This is a genomic window from Stappia indica, assembly GCF_001696535.1.
GTDB classification, from domain to species: Bacteria; Pseudomonadota; Alphaproteobacteria; order Rhizobiales; family Stappiaceae; genus Stappia; species Stappia indica.
In genome coordinates, this window is record NZ_MBQE01000002.1 from 124,876 (window position 1) to 147,602 (window position 22,727).

19 protein-coding genes are annotated in these 22,727 nt (G+C 68.8%); 7 read left to right on the forward strand and 12 right to left on the reverse strand.

Annotated features, from left to right (window positions below; translation table 11 throughout):
• Positions 1-110 precede the first annotated feature (110 nt).
• Positions 111-374 (forward strand): DUF2312 domain-containing protein, encoded by a 264-nt coding sequence (locus BBX35_RS08570; RefSeq protein WP_067218634.1) that lies wholly within the window; start codon positions 111-113, stop codon positions 372-374.
• A 109-nt stretch (positions 375-483) separates the two neighbouring features.
• Here the strand turns inward: BBX35_RS08570 and BBX35_RS08575 are convergent, their stop codons facing one another.
• Positions 484-747 (reverse strand): excalibur calcium-binding domain-containing protein, encoded by a 264-nt coding sequence (locus tag BBX35_RS08575; protein ID WP_244271596.1) that lies wholly within the window; start codon positions 745-747, stop codon positions 484-486.
• 276 nt (positions 748-1,023) lie between these two features.
• Here BBX35_RS08575 and BBX35_RS08580 point away from each other — a divergent pair, with 276 nt between their 5' ends.
• Positions 1,024-1,530 (forward strand): putative pterin-binding protein, encoded by a 507-nt coding sequence (locus tag BBX35_RS08580; RefSeq protein WP_141687837.1) that lies wholly within the window; start codon positions 1,024-1,026, stop codon positions 1,528-1,530.
• Entirely contained in the window at positions 1,527-3,503 is a 1,977-nt protein-coding gene (locus BBX35_RS08585) for a putative bifunctional diguanylate cyclase/phosphodiesterase (RefSeq protein ID WP_067218638.1), read from the forward strand. Before BBX35_RS08580 ends, BBX35_RS08585 begins: the two co-directional genes overlap by 4 nt.
• Before the next feature lie 104 nt (positions 3,504-3,607).
• Here the strand turns inward: BBX35_RS08585 and BBX35_RS08590 are convergent, their stop codons facing one another.
• The 7 genes from BBX35_RS08590 to BBX35_RS08620 form a co-directional block, all read right to left on the reverse strand.
• Positions 3,608-5,005, reverse strand: a complete 1,398-nt coding sequence (locus BBX35_RS08590; protein ID WP_067218641.1) for an NAD(P)(+) transhydrogenase (Re/Si-specific) subunit beta — start codon at positions 5,003-5,005, stop codon at positions 3,608-3,610.
• Positions 5,006-5,018: 13 nt separating this feature from the next.
• The gene (locus tag BBX35_RS08595; RefSeq protein ID WP_067218643.1) at positions 5,019-5,495 is read right to left on the reverse strand and encodes a proton-translocating transhydrogenase family protein; all 477 of its coding nucleotides are present in this window, start codon (positions 5,493-5,495) and stop codon (positions 5,019-5,021) included.
• Positions 5,496-5,506: 11 nt separating this feature from the next.
• The gene (locus BBX35_RS08600) at positions 5,507-6,646 is read right to left on the reverse strand and encodes a Re/Si-specific NAD(P)(+) transhydrogenase subunit alpha (protein ID WP_067218645.1); all 1,140 of its coding nucleotides are present in this window, start codon (positions 6,644-6,646) and stop codon (positions 5,507-5,509) included.
• 68 nt (positions 6,647-6,714) lie between these two features.
• The gene (locus BBX35_RS08605; protein ID WP_083206142.1) at positions 6,715-6,999 is read right to left on the reverse strand and encodes an aa3-type cytochrome c oxidase subunit IV; all 285 of its coding nucleotides are present in this window, start codon (positions 6,997-6,999) and stop codon (positions 6,715-6,717) included.
• Between the two features lie 164 nt (positions 7,000-7,163).
• Positions 7,164-8,546, reverse strand: a complete 1,383-nt coding sequence (locus BBX35_RS08610; protein ID WP_067218648.1) for an ABC1 kinase family protein — start codon at positions 8,544-8,546, stop codon at positions 7,164-7,166.
• A 94-nt stretch (positions 8,547-8,640) separates the two neighbouring features.
• A complete protein-coding gene (locus BBX35_RS08615; protein ID WP_067218652.1) occupies positions 8,641-9,612 on the reverse strand; it encodes a heme-dependent oxidative N-demethylase family protein in 972 nt (323 codons plus the stop codon).
• The gene (locus BBX35_RS08620; RefSeq protein ID WP_067218655.1) at positions 9,609-11,471 is read right to left on the reverse strand and encodes a M3 family oligoendopeptidase; all 1,863 of its coding nucleotides are present in this window, start codon (positions 11,469-11,471) and stop codon (positions 9,609-9,611) included. The genes BBX35_RS08615 and BBX35_RS08620 overlap by 4 nt, the downstream gene beginning before the upstream one ends.
• A 205-nt stretch (positions 11,472-11,676) precedes the next feature.
• Here BBX35_RS08620 and BBX35_RS08625 point away from each other — a divergent pair, with 205 nt between their 5' ends.
• The 3 genes from BBX35_RS08625 to mepK all read left to right on the forward strand — a co-directional run bounded on the left by BBX35_RS08625 (position 11,677) and on the right by mepK (position 17,439).
• Positions 11,677-13,239, forward strand: coding sequence for a sigma-54-dependent transcriptional regulator (locus tag BBX35_RS08625; RefSeq protein ID WP_067218656.1), 1,563 nt, complete (start codon positions 11,677-11,679; stop codon positions 13,237-13,239).
• Between the two features lie 122 nt (positions 13,240-13,361).
• The gene (locus tag BBX35_RS22770; protein ID WP_067218657.1) at positions 13,362-15,359 is read left to right on the forward strand and encodes a L,D-transpeptidase family protein; all 1,998 of its coding nucleotides are present in this window, start codon (positions 13,362-13,364) and stop codon (positions 15,357-15,359) included.
• 331 nt (positions 15,360-15,690) lie between these two features.
• Positions 15,691-17,439, forward strand: a complete 1,749-nt coding sequence (mepK, locus tag BBX35_RS08635) for a peptidoglycan L,D-endopeptidase MepK (RefSeq protein WP_244271597.1) — start codon at positions 15,691-15,693, stop codon at positions 17,437-17,439.
• A 316-nt stretch (positions 17,440-17,755) separates the two neighbouring features.
• Here mepK and BBX35_RS08640 read toward each other — a convergent pair whose 3' ends face one another.
• Together BBX35_RS08640 and rpsU are read right to left on the reverse strand one after the other, a co-directional pair.
• Positions 17,756-18,610: a tetratricopeptide repeat protein gene (locus tag BBX35_RS08640; RefSeq protein WP_244271598.1), complete on the reverse strand. Its 855-nt coding sequence runs from the start codon at positions 18,608-18,610 to the stop codon at positions 17,756-17,758.
• Positions 18,611-18,868: 258 nt separating this feature from the next.
• On the reverse strand, positions 18,869-19,096 hold the full coding sequence (rpsU, locus tag BBX35_RS08645; protein WP_029059436.1) for a 30S ribosomal protein S21: 228 nt from the start codon (positions 19,094-19,096) through the stop codon (positions 18,869-18,871).
• 501 nt (positions 19,097-19,597) lie between these two features.
• Here rpsU and BBX35_RS08650 point away from each other — a divergent pair.
• On the forward strand, positions 19,598-20,986 hold the full coding sequence (locus BBX35_RS08650) for an MATE family efflux transporter (protein WP_067218661.1): 1,389 nt from the start codon (positions 19,598-19,600) through the stop codon (positions 20,984-20,986).
• Positions 20,987-21,016: 30 nt separating this feature from the next.
• On the opposite strand, the gene BBX35_RS08655 is transcribed toward BBX35_RS08650, so the two are convergent.
• Positions 21,017-22,120, reverse strand: coding sequence for a 5-(carboxyamino)imidazole ribonucleotide synthase (locus BBX35_RS08655; RefSeq protein WP_067218662.1), 1,104 nt, complete (start codon positions 22,118-22,120; stop codon positions 21,017-21,019).
• 19 nt (positions 22,121-22,139) lie between these two features.
• A complete protein-coding gene (gene purE / locus BBX35_RS08660; RefSeq protein WP_067218665.1) occupies positions 22,140-22,637 on the reverse strand; it encodes a 5-(carboxyamino)imidazole ribonucleotide mutase in 498 nt (165 codons plus the stop codon).
• Positions 22,638-22,727 lie beyond the last annotated feature (90 nt).

A 22,727-nucleotide genomic window follows, 5' to 3' on the forward strand; every position in this document is an offset into this window, starting at 1 on the left:
TTTCCGCGCATGCAGATCGGCATCACGGGAGGCACTTTGCCTCCCGGCCCCGTTTCATCACCCCGATCCGCAGGCCGTCCGGCCCGCACCCATGAAGGAGACGAGTACCCATGTCCGATCCAGGCGGCGTCGCCGGCGACCAGCTGCGTGCATTTGTCGAGCGCATCGAGCGTCTCGAGGAAGAGAAGAAGGTGATCTCGGACGACATCAAGGATGTCTACGCGGAAGCCAAGGGCACCGGCTTCGACGTCAAGATCCTGCGCAAGGTGATCTCCCTGCGCAAGAAGCAGCCGCACGAGCGCGAGGAGGAGGACGCGATCCTCGACCTCTACATGCATGCGCTGGGCATGAACGGACCGGCGAACGACGCCTGATCCGAACGGCGCGCGGCCGCGCGGCCGCAGCACCACACCCGATGAAACCCGGCATGCGAGCCCCGCGTGCCGGGTTTTTTCGTGAGGCGCGAGCGCGCGGGCCGTGCCGCTACTTGTCGCAGCCGATCTCCCGCAGGATCGCCTCGACCTGACGGCGCGAGGAGCACACATTCTCGCAAGGGATTCCGTCGCCGTCGCCATCGGCGCGGCCATAGCCGGAGCACCACAGGATCACCGCCGAGCGGCAATCGGGCATCTGCTTGCAGGTGAGCCCGCGGCGCGCCTGGACCAGCGTGACGGCCGGCGGATCGACGGGCGTATAGGGACCGGCCGGCCCGAGCGCGCCCATCAGGCAAAGTGCTTCGAGTATCATCGTGGCAGTCCCCCGTGCCATCAAAGCGCGCCACGCAAGGGGAAGCCACCAACCGGCCGCAACCGGAAATTGACCGCAAGGCGGGCGATGGACAGGGGCGGCGAGGAAACCGGCGCAGCCCCGGTTTTTCCTGCTCTGTTGCGCGCTGGATCCCTGCAAAAACTGCGGAGAGATTAAGCTTGCCTTCACGGCAACAGGTTACATTCGCCGCCGACAGACTAAGGCGTCGTGCAAGATGGAGAGGTCTTCCTGGACGACTGCCGGATGGAGGACCTCATGTCTATCGCACGAATGTTCGCAGCTCTTCTGGGTGCCGCGGTTTTTCTCGCCGGATCGTTGAGCGCGCAGGCGGCGGGTCTGGCGCCGTCCGACCGGGTGACGGCGGCCGGGACGATCCTGTTGCGACATGGCGGCGTGACGCGGGACCTCTCCCTCGACGAGATCGAGCGCCTGCCGATGGTCGAGATCCGCGGCCGCGCCAGCCCCGACGAGCCGCTGATCGAGTTTCGTGGGGTTCTCCTGTCCGAATTCGTCCGCATGATCGGCGCCAGCGAGGCCGAGGGCCTGGTGGTGCGCGCCTCCGATGGCTATTCGGCCGACATCCCGCGCGGGGACTGGGAGCGGTGGCCCATCGTCGTCGCGACCCGCGCCGGCCAGGAGCGGCTGACCCTGCGCCAACGCGGTCCGGCACGGATCATCTATCCGGTCGACCAGTATCCGGAACTGGAGACACGCACCTATGCCGACCGCAGCGTCTGGCTGATCGTCGAGATCGAGTGGTGAACGTCCTCAGACGGATCCTGGCGCAATCCGCGCTGCTCCGTAAGGTGCAGCCGTGGCTGGTGGGCGGCGCGGTGGCCTGTGCCTGCCTGGTGGCGACGCTGGTGGCGCTGCGCGGCGTCGCCACGCTGAACCAGCCGGAGCCGGATGCCGGACAGCACATGGTGCGCCATATGCGCTACACCTTCGCCGAGGTGGCACGGGTGGACGGCATGCTGCAGGCGCTGAGCGTCGATGCCGCCTCGCCGGCCGCGCGGGGGCTGATCTCCGATGCCGCCGACCACCTGCACATCCGTCTCGAGGTCCTGAGCGGTCTGAGCCGGGGCCCGCTCGTCGAGCCCGATTCCGGTGTGGCGCCCATCGCCTGGGCGCTGCTGGGCGGTCTCGACCGGCTTGCCTCGGGACAGACCCCCATCACTCCGACGACGCTCGCCGACCTGCGCCGCACCAGTTTCGAACTGACGCGCGCGATCGGCGACTACATGCGCGGCGTCGAGGCGGATATCGACGAGGCGTTGAAGATCCGCGCGGAGAACTCGGCCGGCGCCTGGTTCGAGGTCATCGCCAGCGTGACCATGCTGCTGGTGCTGTCCTTCATCTCGCTGGCGCTGCGCTGGCGCAACCGGCGGATGGTCACCGAGCTGCGGCTCGCCAGCGGCATCGACAGCCTGACCGGCCTCGCCAACCGGCGCGGGTTCACCGAATGGGCCACCGCGACGACGGCGGCCGGGCCGACGCCGAGACAGGCCCTGCTCATCTTCGATCTCGACCGGTTCAAGGCGGTCAACGACCGGCACGGCCATCTGGCGGGCGACGAATTGCTGAAGACCGCGGCCGGCTGGCTGTCGGAGCGGTTCGGCGATCGCGGCATTGTCGCGCGCTGGGGCGGGGACGAGTTCGTCGCAACGCTGCCCCTGGCGCAGGACGAGGCCGGCGATCCCGCCGCGCTGATCGCCGAGCGCATGTCCTCGCCGCCGGAGCTGGTCTTCAAGGGCGAGACGATCCCGCTGCATTTCAGTTGCGGCATTGCGGTCTGGCCGGACGACGGCCCGACCATCGACGCGACGATCATGGCGGCGGACGCTGCCCTTTATGAGGCCAAGGCCCGCGGACGCGGACGCCAGGTGTTCTTCGAGGCCGGCATCTCGGATCGCCGCGACCGCGCCGAGGCGCTGCGCATGTCGTTGCCGCAGGCGCTGGCGGCGGGGCAGCTGTTCCTCGAGTTCCAGCCGCAGGTCCATGTCGGATCCGGCACGGTGACCGGTGCGGAGGCGCTGGTGCGCTGGCGCGACGCCGCCACCGGCGAGGTCATCCCGCCGGCGCTGTTCATTCCGATCCTCGAGGAAGGCGACCAGATCGCCGAACTCGACCGGTTCGTGATCGACGAGGCCTGCCGCACCGCGGCCTCCTGGGCCGAGGCGGGACGGCGGCTGCGGGTGTCGGTCAACCTGTCGCCGCGCACCTTCCAGACCCCCGGCCTTGCGGAACTGGTGGCGGCGGCGCTCGGCCGCCACGGCCTGACGGCGCGCCAACTCGAGATCGAGATTACCGAAGGGGTGCTGCTGATCGACGATGCCCAGGTGGGGGCCAATCTGGCCGCGCTTGCCGAGCTCGGCGTCCGGCTGGCGCTCGACGATTTCGGCTCCGGCTATTCCAACATCGCCTACCTGATGCGGCTGAAGCCGGACGTGCTGAAGATCGACCGCTCCTTCGTGCTGGAGGGCGACGAGCACATCCGCGCCAGCATCGTGCAGGGCATCCTGCAGCTGGCCGAGACGCTCGGCGCCGAAACGCTGATCGAGGGCATCGAGACTGCGGACCAGCTGCGCTTCGTCCACGAGACCGGCTGCCAGATCGTGCAGGGCTTCCTGTTTGCCCGGCCGATGGCCGCAAGCGCCATCCCGGCCTTCTGCGGGGGCTTCGAGGCGCAGTACCAGCTGACCCGGGGAACGCCCCTGCTGCAGCACCGCTCCTGAGCGCAACCCTCCCGCCCTTCGAAACCTTCGCCTTGCGAAACGAAAACGGCGCGCCCCCGGGGGTGGCGCGCCGCGAATTGCGTGCAATGGCGATGAGGCGAGGCTCAGAGCGCCTTGACGATGCCCTCGGTCATCTTCTTGGCGTCGCCGAACAGCATCATCGTCTTGTCCAGGAAGAACAGCTCGTTCTGGATGCCGGCATAGCCGGAGCCCATGCCGCGCTTGACGAAGAGCACCGTGCCGGCCTTGTCGACGTCGAGGATCGGCATGCCGTAGATCGGCGAGGACGGATCGTCGCGCGCTGCCGGGTTGGTGACGTCGTTGGCACCGATGACGTAGACGACGTCGGCCTGGGCGAACTCGGAGTTGATGTCCTCCAGCTCGAAGACCTCGTCATACGGCACCTGCGCCTCGGCCAGCAGCACGTTCATGTGGCCCGGCATGCGGCCCGCCACCGGGTGGATGGCGTACTTGACCTCGACGCCTTCCTCCTTGAGCGTGTCGGCCAGCTCGCGCAGGGCGTGCTGCGCCTGGGCAACCGCCATGCCGTAGCCCGGCACGATGATGACCTTGGCAGCGTTCTTCATGATGAAGGCCGCGTCCTCGGCAGAGCCCTGCTTGACCGGACGGTCGTCCGCCCCGCCGCCGCCGGCCGCAGCGGTCTCGCCGCCGAAGCCGCCGAGAATGACGGAGATGAAGGAGCGGTTCATGCCCTTGCACATGATGTAGGACAGGATCGCACCCGAGGAGCCGACCAGCGCGCCGACGACGATCAGCGCCATGTTGCCCAGCGTGAAGCCGATGCCGGCGGCCGCCCAGCCCGAATAGGAGTTGAGCATGGACACCACGACCGGCATGTCCGCGCCGCCGATCGGGATGATGATCAGGCCGCCGAAGATCAGCGACAGGACGACGATCATCCAGAAGACGGTGTGGCTCTCGGTCGCGACGAAGATGATGACCATGAGGACGATCAGGGCCGCCAGGCCGCCATTGATGAGGTGGCGTGCGGGCAGCATGATCGGCGCGCCGGACATGCGCCCGTCGAGCTTGGCGAAGGCGATGACCGAACCGGTGAAGGTGATCGCGCCGATGGCGACGCCGAGCGACATCTCCACGAGGCTGGCCCCGTGGATGGTGCCGACCGTGCCGATGCCGAAGGCCTGGGGCGCATAGAGCGCACCGGCGGCCACCAGCACCGCGGCCATGCCGACCAGCGAGTGGAAGGCGGCGACGAGCTGCGGCATGGCGGTCATCGGCACGCGCTTGGCGATCACCGCGCCGACGCCGCCACCGATGGCAAGGCCGGCGATGATGAGCACCAGGCCGGAGAAGCCGGGTGCGGCGGTCAGCAGGGTGGTGACGATGGCGATGGCCATGCCGACCATGCCGAACATGTTGCCCTGGCGCGAGGTCTCGGGGCTGGACAGCCCGCGCAGCGCCAGGATGAAGAGAACAGCCGAAATCACATAGAGGACGGCCGTGACATTGGCGGAAAGCATCGTGTCCGGCCCCCTATCTCTGCTTCTTCTTGTACATGGCGAGCATGCGCTGCGTGACCAGGAAGCCGCCGAAGATGTTGACGCTGGCCATGATCAGCGCAAGGAAGCCGAAGCCCCGCGCATACCCGGCGCCATCGGCGGCAAGGTCGACGCCCACGGCCAGCAGCGCGCCGACCACGATGACGCTCGAAATGGCGTTCGTGACCGACATCAGCGGCGTGTGCAGGGCCGGCGTCACCGACCAGACCACGTAGTAGCCGACGAAGATCGCCAGCACGAAGATGGTGAATTGGAAGACGAAGGGATCGATCGCCCCGCCCGTGAGGGCGGAGGCGGCGTGAGCGATCGAATCGCTCGCCCCGCCGGCGATCTGGTCCGCATAGCCGCGGGCCGCATCGGCCGCCGCCTGGGCGGTTTCTGCCGCCTCGCGTGCAGCTTCCGCGGCAGCGCGGGCGCGCTCCAGCGTTTCGTTGGCGTTGAGTTCCGACATGGCGTCCCCCCTTATCCGGCTGCCGGCGCGAAGGCCGGGTGAACCACCTTGCCGTCGCGGGTGAGGACGGTCGCCTTGACCAGCTCGTCCTCCCAGTTCACGGCAATGGCCTTGGCCTCCTTGTCGACCAGCGTCTCTGCGAAGGCGACCAGGTTCTTGGCATAGAGCGCCGAGGCGGAGGCGGCGATGCGGCCGGGCACGTTGAGGTGGCCGACGATCTTCACATCCCCCACCTGGGCGACCTTGCCGGGCACCGCGCCCTCGACATTGCCGCCGCGCTCGACGGCGAGGTCGACGATCACCGAGCCGGGCTTCATCGAGGCGACCATCTCCTTGGTGATCAGGCGCGGCGCGGGCCGGCCGGGGATCAGGGCGGTGGTGACGACGATGTCCTGCTTGGCGATGTGCGAAGCGACCAGCTCGGCCTGCTTCTTCTTGTACTCGTCCGACATTTCCTTGGCGTAGCCGCCGGCCGTCTCCGCCTGGCGGAACTCGTCGTCCTCCACGGCGACGAACTTGGCGCCGAGCGACTCGACCTGCTCCTTGGCGGCCGGACGCACGTCGGTGGCGCTGACCACCGCGCCGAGGCGGCGGGCGGTCGCGATCGCCTGGAGACCGGCGACGCCGGCACCCATGACGAACACGCGCGCGGCCGGAACCGTGCCGGCCGCGGTCATCATCATCGGCATGGCGCGGTCGTATTCCGCGGCGCCGTCGATGACAGCCTGGTAGCCGGCGAGGTTTGCCTGGGAAGACAGGACGTCCATGACCTGTGCGCGGGTGATGCGCGGCATGAACTCCATGGCGAAGGCGGAGATACCGGCCTCGGCCATCGCCTTGACGGCGTCCTCATGGCCGTAAGGGTCCATCGTCGCGATGACGATGGCGCCCTTTTTCATCAGGCCGAGCTCGGCCGCGCTGGGGCGGCGAACCTTGAGAACCAGGTCGGCGCCCTCGAGCGTCGCCTTGGCGTCCTTAGCGATGGTGGCGCCGGCGGCCTGATAGTCGGCATCGACCACGCGCGACAACGTGCCGGCGCCGGTTTCGACACTGACTTCGAAGCCGAGCGAGACGAACCGCTTCACGGTGTCGGGCGTTGCGGCGACGCGTGTTTCTCCTGCCTCGCTCTCGCGGGGCACAGCGAGCTTCATCGGTTGTCTCCTCCCAGTATGCGAAAATCGGCCAGCGTTCGAAAAATCTGCGATCGACGAAAAGCCGCTCAGGCGGCGGTCACGATCGCGAGCAGGCCGGTGACCAGAAACACCACGGCGGAGGGGATCCAGCCCTTGGCGCCGGTGGCAAGGCCGACGGCCGCAGCCGCAAGCGTCGCGATCAGCGCGACCCAGCCGAAGAACGTGCCGGCGCCGCCGCCGAACGTGAAGAGAATGAGGCACAGCATCACGTTCAGGGAGGCGATGGTGCCGACCTTCGAGAAGTTGATGAAGCCGTTGTAGGTGCGCTCGTGCTCTGCGTAGTCCATCGACGGAGCGTTGTGGTCTGCCATGGATCCCTCTCGTAGCCAGGGTGGATGTTTGGCGTACTTATAGCAGACAGCTTCCCTCGGGCAACGCGCAGTTTGCGCTGCGAGACAAGCTGCGCGAGGGGCAGTCGCGCAGCGACCTGAAGGCCGGTCGCGGCCATATCAGTGCAAGGGTCGGACGGGCCGGATCAGCCGGCGACCGACGGCGTCAGGCCCACCCCTTCCAGCAGCGCCGCCTGGCGGGCGGCGACGGTGTCCTGCTCGAAGTCCTCGATCTGTTCGTTGAACAGGCGGAAGAAGTTGAGCTCGGCCTTCAGATGGAGGAACACGCCGCCGAGGCCGATGGCCGCCCGGTCCATGAAGACGAACTCGCGCGGTACCGTGACCGGGCCCTTTTCCTTCAGCGCCTGATGGACGCGGAAGGCTTCCTTGCGCCCGTACTCGGCCGGCTTGATGCCGTCGGCGATGGAGCGGACCCGGTCGCTCAAGAGCGGGCCGTAGATGAAGCGGGCCCAGATGTTGAGAATGTCGATCAGCTCGCGGGTGAGGCCGCGGAAGCCCCAGCGCTCGTAGGCGGAGACGACGAGATCGTCGTCGCCATGCAGCAACCCGCGATAGAGATCGACGACGCCGCGCACGAAGCCGGGCGGGAAGATGCGGATGCAGCCGTAGTCGAGCAGGTTGATGCCGGCGGGTGCTTCGCCCTCGGTGAAGACCGTGTAGTTGCCCAGATGCGGGTCGCCATGGATCAACCCGTGATGGCTGAACGGGTGCCACCAGGCGCGGAACATCACCTCGGCGAGGCGGTTGCGGTCCTCCAGCGGATGATCCTTGAAGCTCAGCAGCGGCCGGCCATCGAGCCAGGACATGGTGAGCAGGCGCCTGGTCGACAGGTCCTCGTGCACTTTCGGCACGCGGATGCGCGGTTCGTCCGCGAAGATCTGCGCATAGGCGGCCATGTGGCGGGCCTCGCGCCGGTAGTCGAGCTCCTCGCGCACCCGGTCGCCGATCTCGCGGGCGATCTCGCTGGTGTCGATGGCCGGGCCCATGCGGCGGTGGACGGAGAAAAGCAGCGACAGCTGGCGCAGGTCCGCCTCCACCGTCGAGGCCATGTCCGGATATTGCAGTTTGCAGGCAAGGTCCGCGCCGTCCTGCGCCCGCGCCCGGTGCACCTGGCCGAGCGAGGCGGCGGCCGACGGCTCGCGGTCGAAGCTGGCGAAACGCGACTGCCAGTCGCGGCCGAGCTCCGCCGACATGCGCCGCTTGACGAAGGCCCAGCCCATCGGCGGGGCATCGGACTGCAGCTGCGCCAGCTCGGCGGCATATTCGGGCGGCACCGCATCGGGAATGGTCGAGATCAGCTGGGCGACCTTCATCAGCGGGCCCTTCAGCCCGCCGAGAGCCGCCGCCAGCTCCGCCGCCTGCTTCTCGTTGTCGATGGTGTAGCCGAAGACGCGCGCACCGGCGATCTTCGCGGCAAGGCCGCTCATGTTGGCGCCGACGCGGGCATAGCGGCCGACACGGGCGCTCAGGCGGTTCTGCTCGCGGTCGCGGGGTGGTTGGGTGCTCATTCTTGCCTCGGCCGGTTACGGGACGAACGCGCGTCCGGAACTGCTGCTACGTCATGACAGATATAGTGGATCGATCCGGCCGGGGCAGGTGCGGTCATGCACCGGGCAACGAGTCGGCAAGCCGTGCCAGCGCCTCGGCGATGGCGTCGCGGTCGGCGGTCAGCCCCTTGTAGGCGGTCTGGGCCGTGTCGAGCTCCAGCAATTGCCGGCGCAGGCCGAGCGCCAGCTGCCCCCCGAGCGGATGGCGCGCGAAGGCGGCGACCGGATCGTGATGGATGCGGATGGTGAAGAGGATGTCGCCGCTTTTGGGCAAGCGGCGCAGGGTCTGGCGCTCGACCCGCACATGCAGGCCGCCGGCCTCGTCCCGTGCCAGCCGGTGCGGATCGGTGCCGTCCGCGGCGATCCGCTTGGGGAACGGGCGGTGCAGCGCCGGGCCCGTATAGAGCGACCAGTTGAGCCGCCAGCTCGGACGGTCGACGGGCAGGTTGTCGAAGATGCGTGCGACCATCGGCCCCATGCGCCCGTCGTTGAAGCCGGGCACCGTCTCGTGGATCGCGGTCATCGGCCGGGCGAACTTGTCGGTGAGCGACCAGGACGAGGGAAAGCAGAGCGCGCCGGCGGCAAGGCGGTAGCCCTGCGGCGAGGCGCGCATGAGGATCAGGTCTTCCTGCACCAGCCGGGCGGCGCGGCCGAGCGGGATGTCGTCCTCGCCCGACAGCGCGACCGCGCGCCCGGCGGGCAGGATGCGGATCGCCTCGCCCTCGCGGCGATAGAGATCGGGGAAATGGTGCGGCAGGTGCGCAGCCAGCAGGTCGAGCACTTCCTGCTGTGCGTCTTGCGTGCCGTCCTCGGCGAGCAGGACGGGGGCTTCGCCGCCGCCGGCAAGGAGGCGCTCCTTCTCGTCCAGCTGTTCGGCGAGCTGCGCGTCGGGCTCGATCCAGTCGGCAAGGTCGAGCGGCTGCAGGCCGACGCTGAAGGGCCGGGCCGAGCCGTCATAGGGCGTGTGGGAAAAGGGCGGGCCGGCGGGGGAGGGGCGATCCCGCCCCCCGCCGTCGAGGTCGTTCATGCGTCGAGCCGTTCCAGTTCGTCGATGAACCCGGCGATGACCGATAGGCCCTTGCGCCAGAAGGCGGGGTCGGTGGCATCCAACCCGAACGGGGCGAGCAGCTCCGAGTGGTGCTTGGTGCCGCCGGCCGACAGCATGGCGAAATACTTGTCCTGGAAGCCGGCTTCCGCGTCCTCGTAGACTGCGTAGAGCGAGTTCACCAGGCAATCGCCGAAGGCATAGGCGTAGACGTAGAAGGGCGAGTGGATGAAGTGCGGGATGTAGGTCCAGTAGGTCTCGTATCCTTCGCCGAGGCGGATTGCCGGGCCAAGGCTCTCCGTCTGCACCGACATCCACAAGTCGCACAGGTCGGCGGAGGTCAGCTCGCCCTCGCGGCGGGCCGCGTGGACCTTACGCTCGAACGTGTAGAAGGCGATCTGCCGGACCACGGTGTTGATCATGTCCTCGACCTTGCCGGCCAGCAGGATCTTGCGCTTCTCCGGCGTCTCGGCCTGGCCGAGCAGCGCCTTGAAGGTCAGCATTTCGCCGAAGACGCTCGCAGTTTCGGCCAGCGTCAGGGGCGTCGGCGCCATCAGGGCGCCGTTCGGGGCGGCCAGCACCTGATGGACGCCGTGGCCGAGCTCATGGGCCAGGGTCATGACGTCTCGGGTGCGGCCCTGATAGTTGAGCAGCACGTAAGGATGGGCGCTGGGCACGGTCGGATGGGCGAAGGCGCCCGGTGCCTTGCCGGTGCGCGCCGGCGCGTCGATCCAGCCCTTGTCGAAGAAGTCGCGGGCGATGTCCGCCATCTTCGGCGAGAAGCGGCCATAGGCGCCGAGCACGGTCTCGCGCGCCTCGTCCCAGGGGATGCGGCGGGTGTCGGCGGAGGGGAGCGGCGCGTTGCGGTCCCAGAAGTCCAGCACGTCGCGGCCGAGCCAGCCGGCCTTCATCGCGTAGTAGCGGTGGGAGAGGGCCGGATAGGCCTCGCGCACGGCCTCGACCAGGGCGTCGACCACTTCGCGCTCGACCCGGTTGGCCAGGTGCCGGCTGTCGGCGATGTCCGTGAAGCCGCGCCAGCGGTCGGAGATTTCCTTGTCCTTGGCCAGCGTGTTGGTGATCAGCGTGAAGACCGGCAGGTTCTGGCGGAAGGTCTTGCTGAGCGCCTTGGCGGCGGTCTCGCGCCGGCTGCCGTCCGCGTCCTGCAGCAGGTTGAGGGTCGGCTCCAGCGACAGCTCGATGCCGTCGACATCGAAGCGCAGGCCCGCCATCGTCTCGTCGAAGAGGCGGTTCCAGGCGCCGGCCCCGGTCACCGACTTCTCGTGGAAGAGCTGCTCGATGCGGTCTTCCAGCTGGTGCGGGCGGGCCTTGCGGATGTCGTCGAGCCACGGGCGGTAATGCCCGAGCTCCGGATCGCGGGCGGCCTCGTCGAGCACGGCGTCGTCGATGCGGTTCAGCTCCAGCGCGAAGAAGATCAGGTGGGTGCTGGCGGCGGTCAGCTTCTCCTGCACGTCGCCGTAGAACTTCTGCCGCACCGGATCGGTGGTGTTGCCCGAGTAGAAGAGGCCGGCATAGGAGGCGAGGCGGCCCATCAGGTCGTCGAGGGCCTCCATCTCGCGAATGACACCGGCGAGCTCGGCGCCGGAGCGGCGGGCCATCTCCTCGAGCTTGCCCTTGTAGCGCTGCTCGAAGGCGCTCGCGTCGCGCGCCGCCTGGGCGAGATCGGCCGCGACCTGCGGGGAATCATGGGCGGGATAGAGATCGGCAAGGTTCCACTCCGGCAGGGTGCCGAGCTCGCTCGCCGCGCTGCCGCCTTCCGCCGCCGAGCGGGCGCCCTGTGCGAGTGCGCCCCGTGCCTGTGTCCAGCCTGTCGCGTGCGTCATGAGGTCTCCGCTCTCGTGTCCTGGTCTCTTGGCGCGGCGTGCGCGCCATATCGTTCTGTCCCTTGGATATTGTGGATTGTTCGTCGAGAGCAACGGCTAAAGGCGGCGCGAAGAGGGCGCGCGCCGGCAAATGTGGACATTTTGTTTACCGGTGCACGGATAGCCTGACCCGAATTGAGACAGTTCCGAAAAGGCAGGCGAACGCATGATCCCCACAGGCGGACGCATCCTCATCGCCGACGACGATCCCGTACAGCGGCGCCTGCTGGAAGAAGCGGTCAAGCGCTTCGGCTACCGGGCGCGCAGTGTCGAGAACGGCGCGGAGGCCGTGGCGATGATGGCCTCGGCGGAAGGCGGCGACGTCGATCTCGTCATCCTCGACCTGGTGATGCCCGAGCTGGACGGCATGGGCGTGATCGCCAAGCTTCGCGAGATGAAGAAGACCGTGCCGATCATCGTGCAGACGGCGCATGCCGGCATCGATGCGGCCGTGAACGCGATCCGCGCCGGGGCGCAGGACTTCGTGGTCAAGCCGGTGTCGCCGGAGCGGCTGGAGGTGGCGATCCGCACCTTCATGCGCATGTCGGCGCTGGAAGGCGAGATCACCCGGATCCACAAGCAGGCGAGCGGTACGTTCTCCTTCGACGACATCGTCACGCGGTCGGACGCGATGGAGCGGGTGATCCGCGTCGGGCGGCGGGCCGCCACCTCGCATATCCCGGTGCTCATCGAGGGCGAATCGGGCGTCGGCAAGGAGCTGATCGCCCGCGCGATCCAGGGCTCCAGCGAGCGGCGGGCCAAGCCCTTCATCACCGTGAATTGCGGCGCTATCCCCGAGCATCTGGTGGAATCGATCCTGTTCGGCCACGAGAAGGGGGCGTTCACCGGAGCGGTCGACAAGCATGTCGGCAAGTTCCAGGAAGCGCATGGCGGCACGCTGTTCCTCGACGAAGTCGGCGAGCTGTCGCTCGACATCCAGGTGAAGCTGTTGCGGGCGCTGCAGGAGGGCGAGATCGACCCGATCGGCTCGCGGCGGCCGGTGAAGGTCGATTTCCGGTTGATCTCGGCGACCAACCGGCGGCTGATCGACCTGGTCAAGGACGGCCAGTTCCGCGAGGACCTCTATTACCGGCTCAACGTCTTTCCGCTGTGGTTGCCGCCGCTGCGCGACCGGCCGGAAGACATCCCCGATCTGGTGCGGCACTTCCTGGCGCGTTTCGCCGCCGAAGAGGGGCGCCCGCATATCTCCACCGTGGCGCCGGATGCGGTCGCGATGCTGCAGGCCTACGACTGGCCGGGCAACATCCGCCAGCTGGAGAACGCGGTGTTCCGCGCCGTGGTGCTGTGCGAGGGCGACCATCTGGTCGCCGACGACTTCCCGCAGGTGCAGGCGAGCGTCGGCAGTCTGGCGGGCACCGCGCGCGTGCCGGCCCCGCGGCCTGTGCTTTCGCACGAGGCAGGCCCGACAGCGGAAACCGGAGACGGAGACGAGACCGACGCGCGGGCACCGCAGACCGCCGGTGTCGCCCTCGGCGATGGCGGGGGCGGGCCGGCGACGCCCTTCGGCTACATGCGCTCGCTCGACGATCACGGCCATGTCCGCAAGCTGGAGGACGTGGAGGCGGAGATGATCCGCACCGCCATCGACCACTACGGCGGGCGGATGACCGAAGTCGCGCGCAGGTTGTCGATCGGGCGCTCGACCCTCTACCGCAAGTTGAAGGACTATGGCCTCGATGCAACACCCGATGCGGAGGCGGCCGAGTAGCGCTGCCCGTGACGCGACGTGACTTGCATTGACGGCGCCGTGGCGGCTTGGTGAGGGCTCACCCAGGAGAATCACCTCGACACGGGCGCGGTTCGCCCGGACGGGGCAACCGGAAGAGCTTCATGGCCCGCAGCATTCGTTTCCGCCCGGCCCGCATTGCCGCAGCCACCCTTGCCGGCCTGATGCTGACGAGCGCGCTGCCGGCGCTGGCGACCACGGGCGCGATCCCTGGTGCGGCCACGGAGGCCGAGACGCCGGCCGTCATCGCCGCGCCGCTGCCCGAGCCGGCGCTGGCCGTGCTGCTGGAGACGGGGGCCGGTCTTTCCGAAAGCGACACTGCGCTGCCCTTCATGAACGCCGAGCGACGCAAGCAGCTCGAAGAGTTCTACGCCGCACGCGGCCATGAGCCGCTGTGGATCGCCGACGGCGTGCCGACGCTGGAGGCGCGGCGGCTCGTTGCGCGTCTCGCGCAGGCCGACCGCGACGGGCTGAAGGTCTCCGACTACGCCCTGCCGGGCGAGTTGGCCCGCTCTGCCGGACGCATGGACGAGGCGCGGGCCGCGCGGTTCGAGGCGCTGCTGTCGGCGGCGGCTCTTGCCTATGCCGATCAGGCGCAGGCCGGGCGCGTGCAGCCGGTCTCCCTGTCGAAGAACGTGACGCTGGACCCGGTGCATCCCGAGCCGCAGGAGGTGCTGGCCGCGCTTGCCGCCTCCGCCGATCCGGCGGCGACGCTTGCGGGCTACAACCCGCCGCAGCCGGGCTTTGCGGCGCTGCGCGAAAAGCTGGCCGAGCTCCGCGCGCGGGGCAAGGACGACACGCCGCCGGTGGTGCCGGAAGGGCCGACGCTGAAGGAAGGCATGCGCGATGCGCGCGTTGCCGTGCTCCGCGCCCGTCTGGGCCTTGCGGTGGAAACTGCCGCAGAGGCGCCGGCAGAGGCCGAGGCGGCTGCCGATGCCGTTGCGGACGCGGTGTCCGCCGAGGACGCTGTTGCGGACGCGTCCGTGGCAGATGCAGCCGTGGCAGACGCGACCGTTGCCGGAGAGAGCGCGGCGAGCGAGGCCGCCGGCAGCGAAGTCCTGGCGGAAGAGCTGTTCGATGCGCGGGTGAAGGAGGCTGTGTTCGCCTTCCAGCGCGAGAACGGGCTGCATGCGGACGGCGTCGTCGGTCCGCGCACGCTGCTGGCGCTCAACGCGGCTTCCGACGACGGCATGGCCGAGAGCGACATCCTCGCCAACATGGAGCGCTGGCGCTGGATGCCGCGCGACCTCGGCGCCTTCCATATCTTCGTGAACATTCCGGAGTTCAAGGCGCGGCTGTTCCGCGACGGGGCGCAGGTCTACGAGACCCGCGTCGTCGTCGGCAAGCCGTCGAACCAGACGCCGGTCTTCTCGGACGTGATGGACCACGTCATCGTCAATCCCTACTGGAACGTGCCCTATTCCATCGCCTCGGAGGAGCTGCTGCCGTCGATCCGCTCGGATGCCAGCTATCTGTCGCAGCGGAACTACGAGGTGCTGGCCGGCGGACGCGTGGTCGATCCGTCCTCGGTCGACTGGTCGGGGGTGAACCTCAACAAGGTGCGTATCCGCCAGCGGCCGGGCGGCGGCAACGCGCTGGGCCAGATCAAGTTCATGTTCCCCAACCGGCACGCGGTCTATCTGCACGACACGCCGTCCAAGAGCCTGTTCTCCCGCTCTGCCCGGGCCTTCTCGCATGGCTGCGTGCGCGTGCAGGATCCGTTCGACTTCGCCGATGCGCTGTTGCAGATGGACGGCGAGTGGACCGCGGCGCGGCTGAAGTCGATGATCGGCGGCCAGGAAAAGCGGGCGGACCTGACCCGGCCGGTGCCGGTGCATCTGGCCTATTTCACCGCCTTCGTCGACGAGAACGGCAAGCTGCAGCGCCGGCCGGACATCTACGGCCACAACGCCACGCTGACCAAGGCGCTGGAAATCGAGGGCTGGGAGGACTGGCAGCGCTTTGCGGTGGCCGCTCCGGTGAAGCGCTCGCGCCCGGTGGCAGCGCAGGCCGAGCCGGCGAAGAAGCGCAAGGTCGTCGACTTTGCCGCCGAGCGCCAGCGCATGTTCATGCGCCGCCAGCGTGCCAGCTCCGACTACTGAGGAGATCTGAAGAAATCGTGCCGAAACCTGCGCGCGTGAGTCGTTTTCAGGCGACCTGAACTGCCCCTTGCGCGCCCTTCGAGCAGGCGCGAATGGGCGCGGTACCCTTGACGGACGGGTCACACATGAGGGAAAAGGCCGAGTACCGGCATTTTTTTCGGCAATGATGCGCAATTGCCACGATTTGCGCTCATTTCGGAATACGGTAAAGGCTTCTTAACCTCGGTCCCTTACATCAGTCCGACGGGGGGCGATGTTCGGCGGAACCGCCGGCAAACAAGCGAGACTGACATTGCTCGAGGCATGGTTTTCCCGGCTGCGATATAGCGCGTTGCCAGCACTGGCGCTTGCCGCTTTCGCCCTGGCGCTGCTGTCGCCCATGTCGCTGTCTCCGGCGTCTGCCGAGACGCGCACGCTGAAGCTGTACAACACCCATACGCATGAGCGCGTGTCGATCACGTTCAAGCGTAACGGCCGCTACGTCTCCGAGGGGCTTCGCGAGCTGAACCGGTTCCTGCGGGACTGGCGACGCAACGAAAGCACCAAGATGGATCCGAAGCTGTTCGATCTCATCTGGGAAGTGTACCAGCAGGCCGGCACGAACGAGGCGATCCACGTCGTCTCGTCCTATCGCTCTCCCGCAACCAACAACATGCTGCGCGGCCGCTCGCGCGGCGTTGCCAAGAACAGCCAGCACACGCGCGGCAAGGCGATGGACTTCTTCATCCCCGGCGTGAACATCTCGAAGCTGCGCGCCATCGGCCTGCGCAAGGAGATCGGCGGCGTCGGCTTCTACCCGACCTCGCGCACGCCCTTCGTGCACATGGACACCGGCTCGGTGCGCCACTGGCCGCGCATGACCCGCTCGCAGCTGGCCAAGGTCTTCCCGCGCGGCGACACCATCCACGTTCCGACCGACGGCAAGAAGATGCCCGGCTATGCCGAGGCGCTGGCCCGTCACAAGCGCGGCGTCTCCAGCCGGCCGACGGCCGTTGCCAGCGCATCGCCCGGAACGACGCGCCGTTCGGGCGACATCGAGGATGGCGGCATCACGCGGCGTCCGGCCGGCGGCGCGAGCTCCGGCGGCCCGAGCCTGTTCGCCCGCATCTTCGGCGGCGACGAGGACGAGGGTGAGGATGTCGCGACGCAGCCGACCCCGCCGGCTCCGGTCACCCGCACCCAGGTCGCCAGCGCTGCTCCGGCACCCGCTGCCGAAAGCCCGGCTCCCGTTCCCACCGAAGCGCCTCCCGGCGTGAGGTCGGCGGCCGCTCCGGCCCCGGTTCCCGCCGCCGCCAGCGAATCGGCGACCATCGTCCAGGTTATGCCGCGCCTGAAGCCGCAGGACTTCCCGGCGATCGTCGCCGCGGCAGCCGGCGCAGGCAATGGCGGCACGCTCGACGGGCAGGCCCGCAGGCTGGCCGGCGGTCTCCCGGCCGTGGAGGCGACCACAGTCGCCGCCGCCGAGCAGACGCCCGCCGCACAGGCTCCGATCACGGTTGCCGCCATCGCGCCGCACGCCAAGCCGGCCGAACTGCGCCAGGGGCCGATCGAGGCTTCCACCGGTGCAGCGCTCGCCGCCGCCCGTCCGCGCCCGGCGCCGACCGACGGCGTGTCGGCCATCGCCGCGGCAACCGGTGTGCAGCCGGGCCGCAAGCCGCAGGTGGATATCGCCGGCGCGACGCTGGCCTATGCGCCGGCCACGGCTTCGGCCTCCGCGCTCGGAACCTCGACCGCCTCGCAGACCCGGGCGCCGGCCGCCTCCGCGGCTCCGGCCGCACGGCAGGCTTCCGTGTCGGGCCGTCTGCCCGAGCCGGTGATCCGCGATCCGCTGGCCCGCTTCGCGGCGCTGCCGGACCGCACGGCGATCCCCGACATCATCTCGGGCCTGACCAACACCCGCGCCCAGACCTTCGCCCAGCTGCAGCATCCGAACCAGCGCCGCCTGGAACTGCTGATGGCCCCGGGCGGCCGGGTCTATGCCAACCGCTTCGGCGTGTCCGCACGCGACGGCGAGATGCCGCGCCCGGACCGGTTCGAAGGCCCGGCGGTGGTTCTGCTTCCGGTCGTCTCGCTTCACTGAGGCCAGGCGACCTTCATCCGAATACGGCAACGGCCGGCAGCGAGAGATCGCTGCCGGCCGTTTCGCGTTTGCGGGTCCCGTCAGGCATCAGGTGCCGAGGCCGTCAAGGCACAGGTATCAGGCGTGCGATATCAGGCTCGCGCGGGAAAGGCGGCGACGAGGCGAGGGGAGAGAGAATGGAAGGAAGCCGTGGCTTTGCGTGGCGCAGGATCGGCCGACGCGTACGGATGAGGCCGGCGGAACGGCTTTCGGGCAAACGGGTGAGCGAGAGAGACTGGCGCGGGGACCGTGGTATCCCGTCGCGCCGTACCTGTCGTCAGCTGCGGGTGGGCGAGCCGCGGTCGAGCCGGCCGACACCCTCGCGGGCGATCTCGTTGGAGGCATCGATGCCGAGCGCGCGGTTGTAGGACCGGCGCGCGTCGCTGGCCTGGCCCAGCGTTTCCAGGGCGATGCCCCGGTTGGCCCAGGCGATTGCCGACCGCTGGTCGCGATTGACCGCGTCGGACAGGTCCGACAGGGCGGCCTTGGGATCGTTGAGGGCGAGATAGGAGATGCCGCGCGCGATATAGGGCTCGGCCGCATTGGGGTCGAGACCGATGGCGGTGGCGAAGTCCTCGACGGCGCGCTGGTGGTTGCTGCGCGCCTGGTGGATCAGGCCGCGATTGTGGAAGGCGCGGGCATTGCTGGAATCGAGGCGGATCGCCGCGTCGAAATCGGCGAGCGCCTGGTCGTCCCGGCCGAGCTCGCGATAGGCATTGCCGCGCCCGACCAGCGCAAGGTCGTAGTCGGGCTTGATGCGCAGCGCGGCGCTGTAGTCGTTGACGGCGGCATTGATATTGCCCATCCGCCGGTGGACCAGCGCGCGGTTGGCATAGGCCTGGTAGGAATTCGGCGAGAGCTGCAGGGCGGTGTCGAAGTCCGCCATAGCTTCCTTGAAACGCCCGGCCTGGCCATAGGCGATGCCGCGGGTGTTGTAGGCCGCCGCATCGCGCGGGTTCGCCTCGATCACCGCGTTCAGCGAATCGATGTTGGCGGCCGAGCCGGCCGAACGGTCGATCGGAATGCCGGACGAAAGGCCCGAGGCCTGACAGCCCGCCGCAAGAAGGGCTGCGGAAAGGATGAGGCCCTTCCAGGGAGCGGGTCGAAACTTCGCCTTATGCACTGCCGGCACCTCGATTGGTCCTGTCCTCGTTGCGGGTGATCTGCAAAGGACAATGGCATGATCGTCCGTTGCGATCCACCCACGCGAGGGTGTCAGCCGATTCGGGCGGAAACCCGGCGGGTCCGCCGCTCCGGCAGCCGCCGCAAGGGGCAGGCTGGCCGGCTCAAACGGCTTCGCCTCCATGCCGGGCGCGTCGGCCCGGAGCAGGAGGCGAAAGACCTGAAGGGATCGGCAGAAGGAGGCGCGACAGGCGTCGCGCCAGGCCGTTTAGCGGCGGGGAGCCTTGCTCGGCAGCAGGCCTTCGCGCTGGGCGCGCTTGCGCGCCAGCTTGCGGGCGCGGCGAACGGCCTCGGCCTTTTCGCGGGCCTTCTTCTCGGACGGCTTTTCGTAGTGGCCGCGAAGCTTCATCTCGCGAAAGATGCCTTCGCGCTGCATTTTCTTCTTAAGCGCCTTGAGCGCCTGATCGACATTGTTGTCGCGGACCAGAACCTGCACGCGTCTTTTCCCATCGTGTTTGCACGGGATGCGGACCTGCATCCTGTGCCGGAGCAATCTCAATGTGATGCGGAAGCGAAGTCGAACCGCAACCGGAACCGGTCGCCATCCGGGAAGGGGCTGCAACCTGCACAAAGTCAAGGCCGCGCCGCCCTCGCGTCGCCAGTCAGGGCGTTGTGTTAGCAGAGGCGACCGCGCTTGTCCACCTGCATTCGCCCGAGAAATGTACTGTTTCCGAGCTTTGCAGGGGTCGTTTCCGGCCCGGCTCCTCATAGGGTTTCCGCGCGTCGGAGGCAAGAGATACCGGTCGGTTTTTCTGGACAGGGTTGTAATGAGCGACTAGGAAAGGGTCCCGGTTGCTGGTGCAGGTTTCGCCCCTTGCGGCGCAGCGCCACTCGGTGTCCAAGTCCTTTGCCCGTGCGGGACCTGGCTGCGTCTTTCCCAGGCTTGCCCTGTATCGACGCGCCGGCGTGAGCTCCGGGCACTCCCGGAGTGCATGGGATGAACGATACGTCTCCGACCCGCGCGGCCGGCCGGTTTTCCGTCCTTTGGCGCGGCGACATCCTGCCGACGCTGGCGCTCGGCGCGCCGATCGCCGGGGCGCAGGTGGCGCAGATGGCGGTCAACACGGCCGACGTCCTGATGATCGGCTGGCTCGGCGCCACCGAGCTGGCCGCCGCGGTCCTCGCCTTCAACCTCTATATCGTGCTCTGGCTGTTCGGCATGGGCGTCCTGCAGGCGGTGATCCCGCTGGCGGCGCAGGCGCGGGGCCAGGGGCAGGCGCGCGAGTTGCGCCGGGCCGTGCGCATGGGCTTCTGGTTCGTCGCGCTCTATTCCGTCCCGGCCTGGGCCGTCATGTGGCACACCGAGGAGCTGCTGATCGCGCTCGGCCAGAAGCCGGAAGTGGCAGCGCTCGCCGGCGGCTATGCCCGCATCATGATGATCTCGCTGCTGCCTTCGCTGCTGACCATGGCGCTGCGCAGCTTCATCACCGTGATGGAGCGGGCGCAGGCGGTGCTGTGGGCGACCATCGCCGGTGCCGTGCTGAACGCCATCGTCAACTATGTGCTGATCTTCGGCCATTTCGGCTTTCCGCGGCTGGAACTGGTGGGCGCGGCCATCGGCTCGGTGATCACCGCGACGGTGACGCTGCTGCTGCTGGTCGGCTACGTGCTGCGCGACCGCCAGCTGCGGCGCTACCACGTGTTCGGCCGGATCTGGCGGTCGGACTGGCCGAAGCTGGCCGAGATCGTCCGGCTGGGCTGGCCCATCGCCGTGACGCTGCTGGTCGAGGTGGCGCTGTTTTCCGGCACGTCGGTGCTGATGGGCTGGATCGGCACCATCGAACTCGCCGCCCACGGCATCGCGACGCAGCTCGCCTCCATCACCTTCATGGTGCCGATCGGCATCGGCCAGGCGGCGATGATCCGCATCGGCCTGGCGGCCGGGCGCGGCGACCGGCCGGGCGTCGGGCGCGCCGGCTGGACGGGCTTCGGCATCGGCATGGCCTTCATGGGCGCCTGCGCCATCGCCTTCTGGGTGATCCCCGGCACGCTGGTCGGCCTGTTCCTCGATTTTGACAACCCGGATGCGGCGAATGTTTTCGCCATCGGCGTCGGCTTCCTGGCGGTCGCCGCGCTGTTCCAGGTCTTCGACGGGGCGCAGGTGATCGGCGGCAGCCTGCTGCGCGGCCTGTCGGACACCAAGGTGCCGATGATCATGGCCATCGTCGGCTATTGGGGCGTGGGGATGACCGGCGCCTATATCCTCGGCTTCCCGCTCGGCCTCGGCGGCATCGGGATCTGGCTCGGACTGGCGGCGGGTCTTGCCTTCGTCTCCGTCCTCGTCATGTGGCGCTTCGTGCTGCGCGAGAGGATCGGCCTGCTGTGACGGCGGAGGGATCCTGAGGGCCGAGGGCCCTCAGGCCCTCAGCGGACGGATGCGGTTGACGTGGCCCATCTTGCGGCCCTTGCGGCTTTCCGCCTTGCCGTAGAGATGCAGCGAGGCGCCGGCCTCCGCGAGGATCGCCTCCCAGCGGTCGGCCTCGTCGCCGATCAGGTTCTCCATGACCACGTCGGAATGGCGCTCGGCGCTGCCCAGCGGCCAGCCGGCGACGGCGCGCACATGCTGCTCGAACTGCGAGACCTGGCAGGCGTCCTGGGTCCAGTGGCCGGAATTGTGCACGCGCGGGGCGATCTCGTTGACGACGAGGCGGGGCCCGCCGGCGCCTTCCGGCAGAACGAACATCTCGACGCCGATCACGCCGACATAGTCGAGCCGCTCGCAGATGGTCTCGGCCATCTGCCGGGCCTGCGCGGCGAGCTCGGGCTCGAGCGCGGCCGGGACGGTCGAGGTCTTGAGGATGTGGTCGCGGTGGACGTTCTCGGCGACGTCGTAGGCGCGAAGCGTGCCGTCGACGCCGCGCGCGGCGATGACCGAAACCTCGCGCTCGAAGGGAACGAAGGCCTCCATGATCGCAGCCTGGCGGCCGAGCCGGGTGAAGGCGTCGCGCGCCTCCGCGGCCGAGCGCAGCAGGATCTGGCCCTTGCCGTCATAGCCGAGACGCCGAGTCTTGAGGATGCCCTTGCCGCCGGCGTCCTCGAGGGCGGCGACCGCCGCCTCGTCGCTGTCGACGCGCCAGAAGCCGGCGACCGGAATGCCGGCCGCTTGCAGGAAGGTCTTTTCCTCCAGCCGGTCTTGCGACACCGCAAGGGCGCGCGGTCCGGGGCGCACCGGCACCCGGGCCGCCAGATGGCTGGCGGTCGGGCCGGGGACATTCTCGAACTCGTAGGTCACCACGTCGACGGAGGCGGCGAAGATGTCCAGCGCGGAAATGTCGTCATAGCCGGCGATGGTGTGGGTATGGGCGACGTCGAAGGCGGGGCTCGCCGGATCGGGACAGAAGATGTGGGTCTTCAGGCCGAGGGGAGCTGCCGCCAGCGCGATCATGCGGCCGAGCTGGCCGCCGCCGAGAATGCCGATCGTGTCGCCGGGCCGCAGGGGCCGGTCACCGGTCTTGATCATCTGCCGTCGTTCCTGATGGTCATGCGTCGTCGGAAGGGTGCTCGGCGACCGACTCGGACTGGCGCCGGCGCCAGGCATCGAGCCGTTCGGCAAGGGCGCTGTCGGTCAGGGCCAGCACCGCGGCCGCCAGCAGCGCGGCATTGACCGCGCCGGCCCGGCCGATGGCGAGCGTGCCGACGGGAATGCCGGCCGGCATCTGGACGATGGACAGAAGGCTGTCCTCGCCCTTCAGCGTGCGGGACTCGATCGGCACGCCGAACACGGGAAGCGGGGTCATGGACGCGGTCATGCCGGGCAGGTGCGCGGCGCCGCCGGCGCCGGCGATCACCACCTTGAAGCCGGCCTCGCGGGCGCCGGTCGCGAAATCGTAGAGCCGCTGCGGCGTGCGGTGGGCCGAGACGATGCGCGCCTCATGCGGGACGCCGAGCGCCTCCAGCGTGTCGGCGGCGTGTTTCATGGTCGGCCAGTCGGACTGACTGCCCATGATGATCGCCACTTGCGGATTTGCCTCGCCCATGCGCGCCCCTGACTGAGGTTGCTGTTGCCGGTCGTGCCGGAAGGCTCCGCACTATAGGCAGAGCCGGGCAGGGCGCAAGGGGCTTGCGGG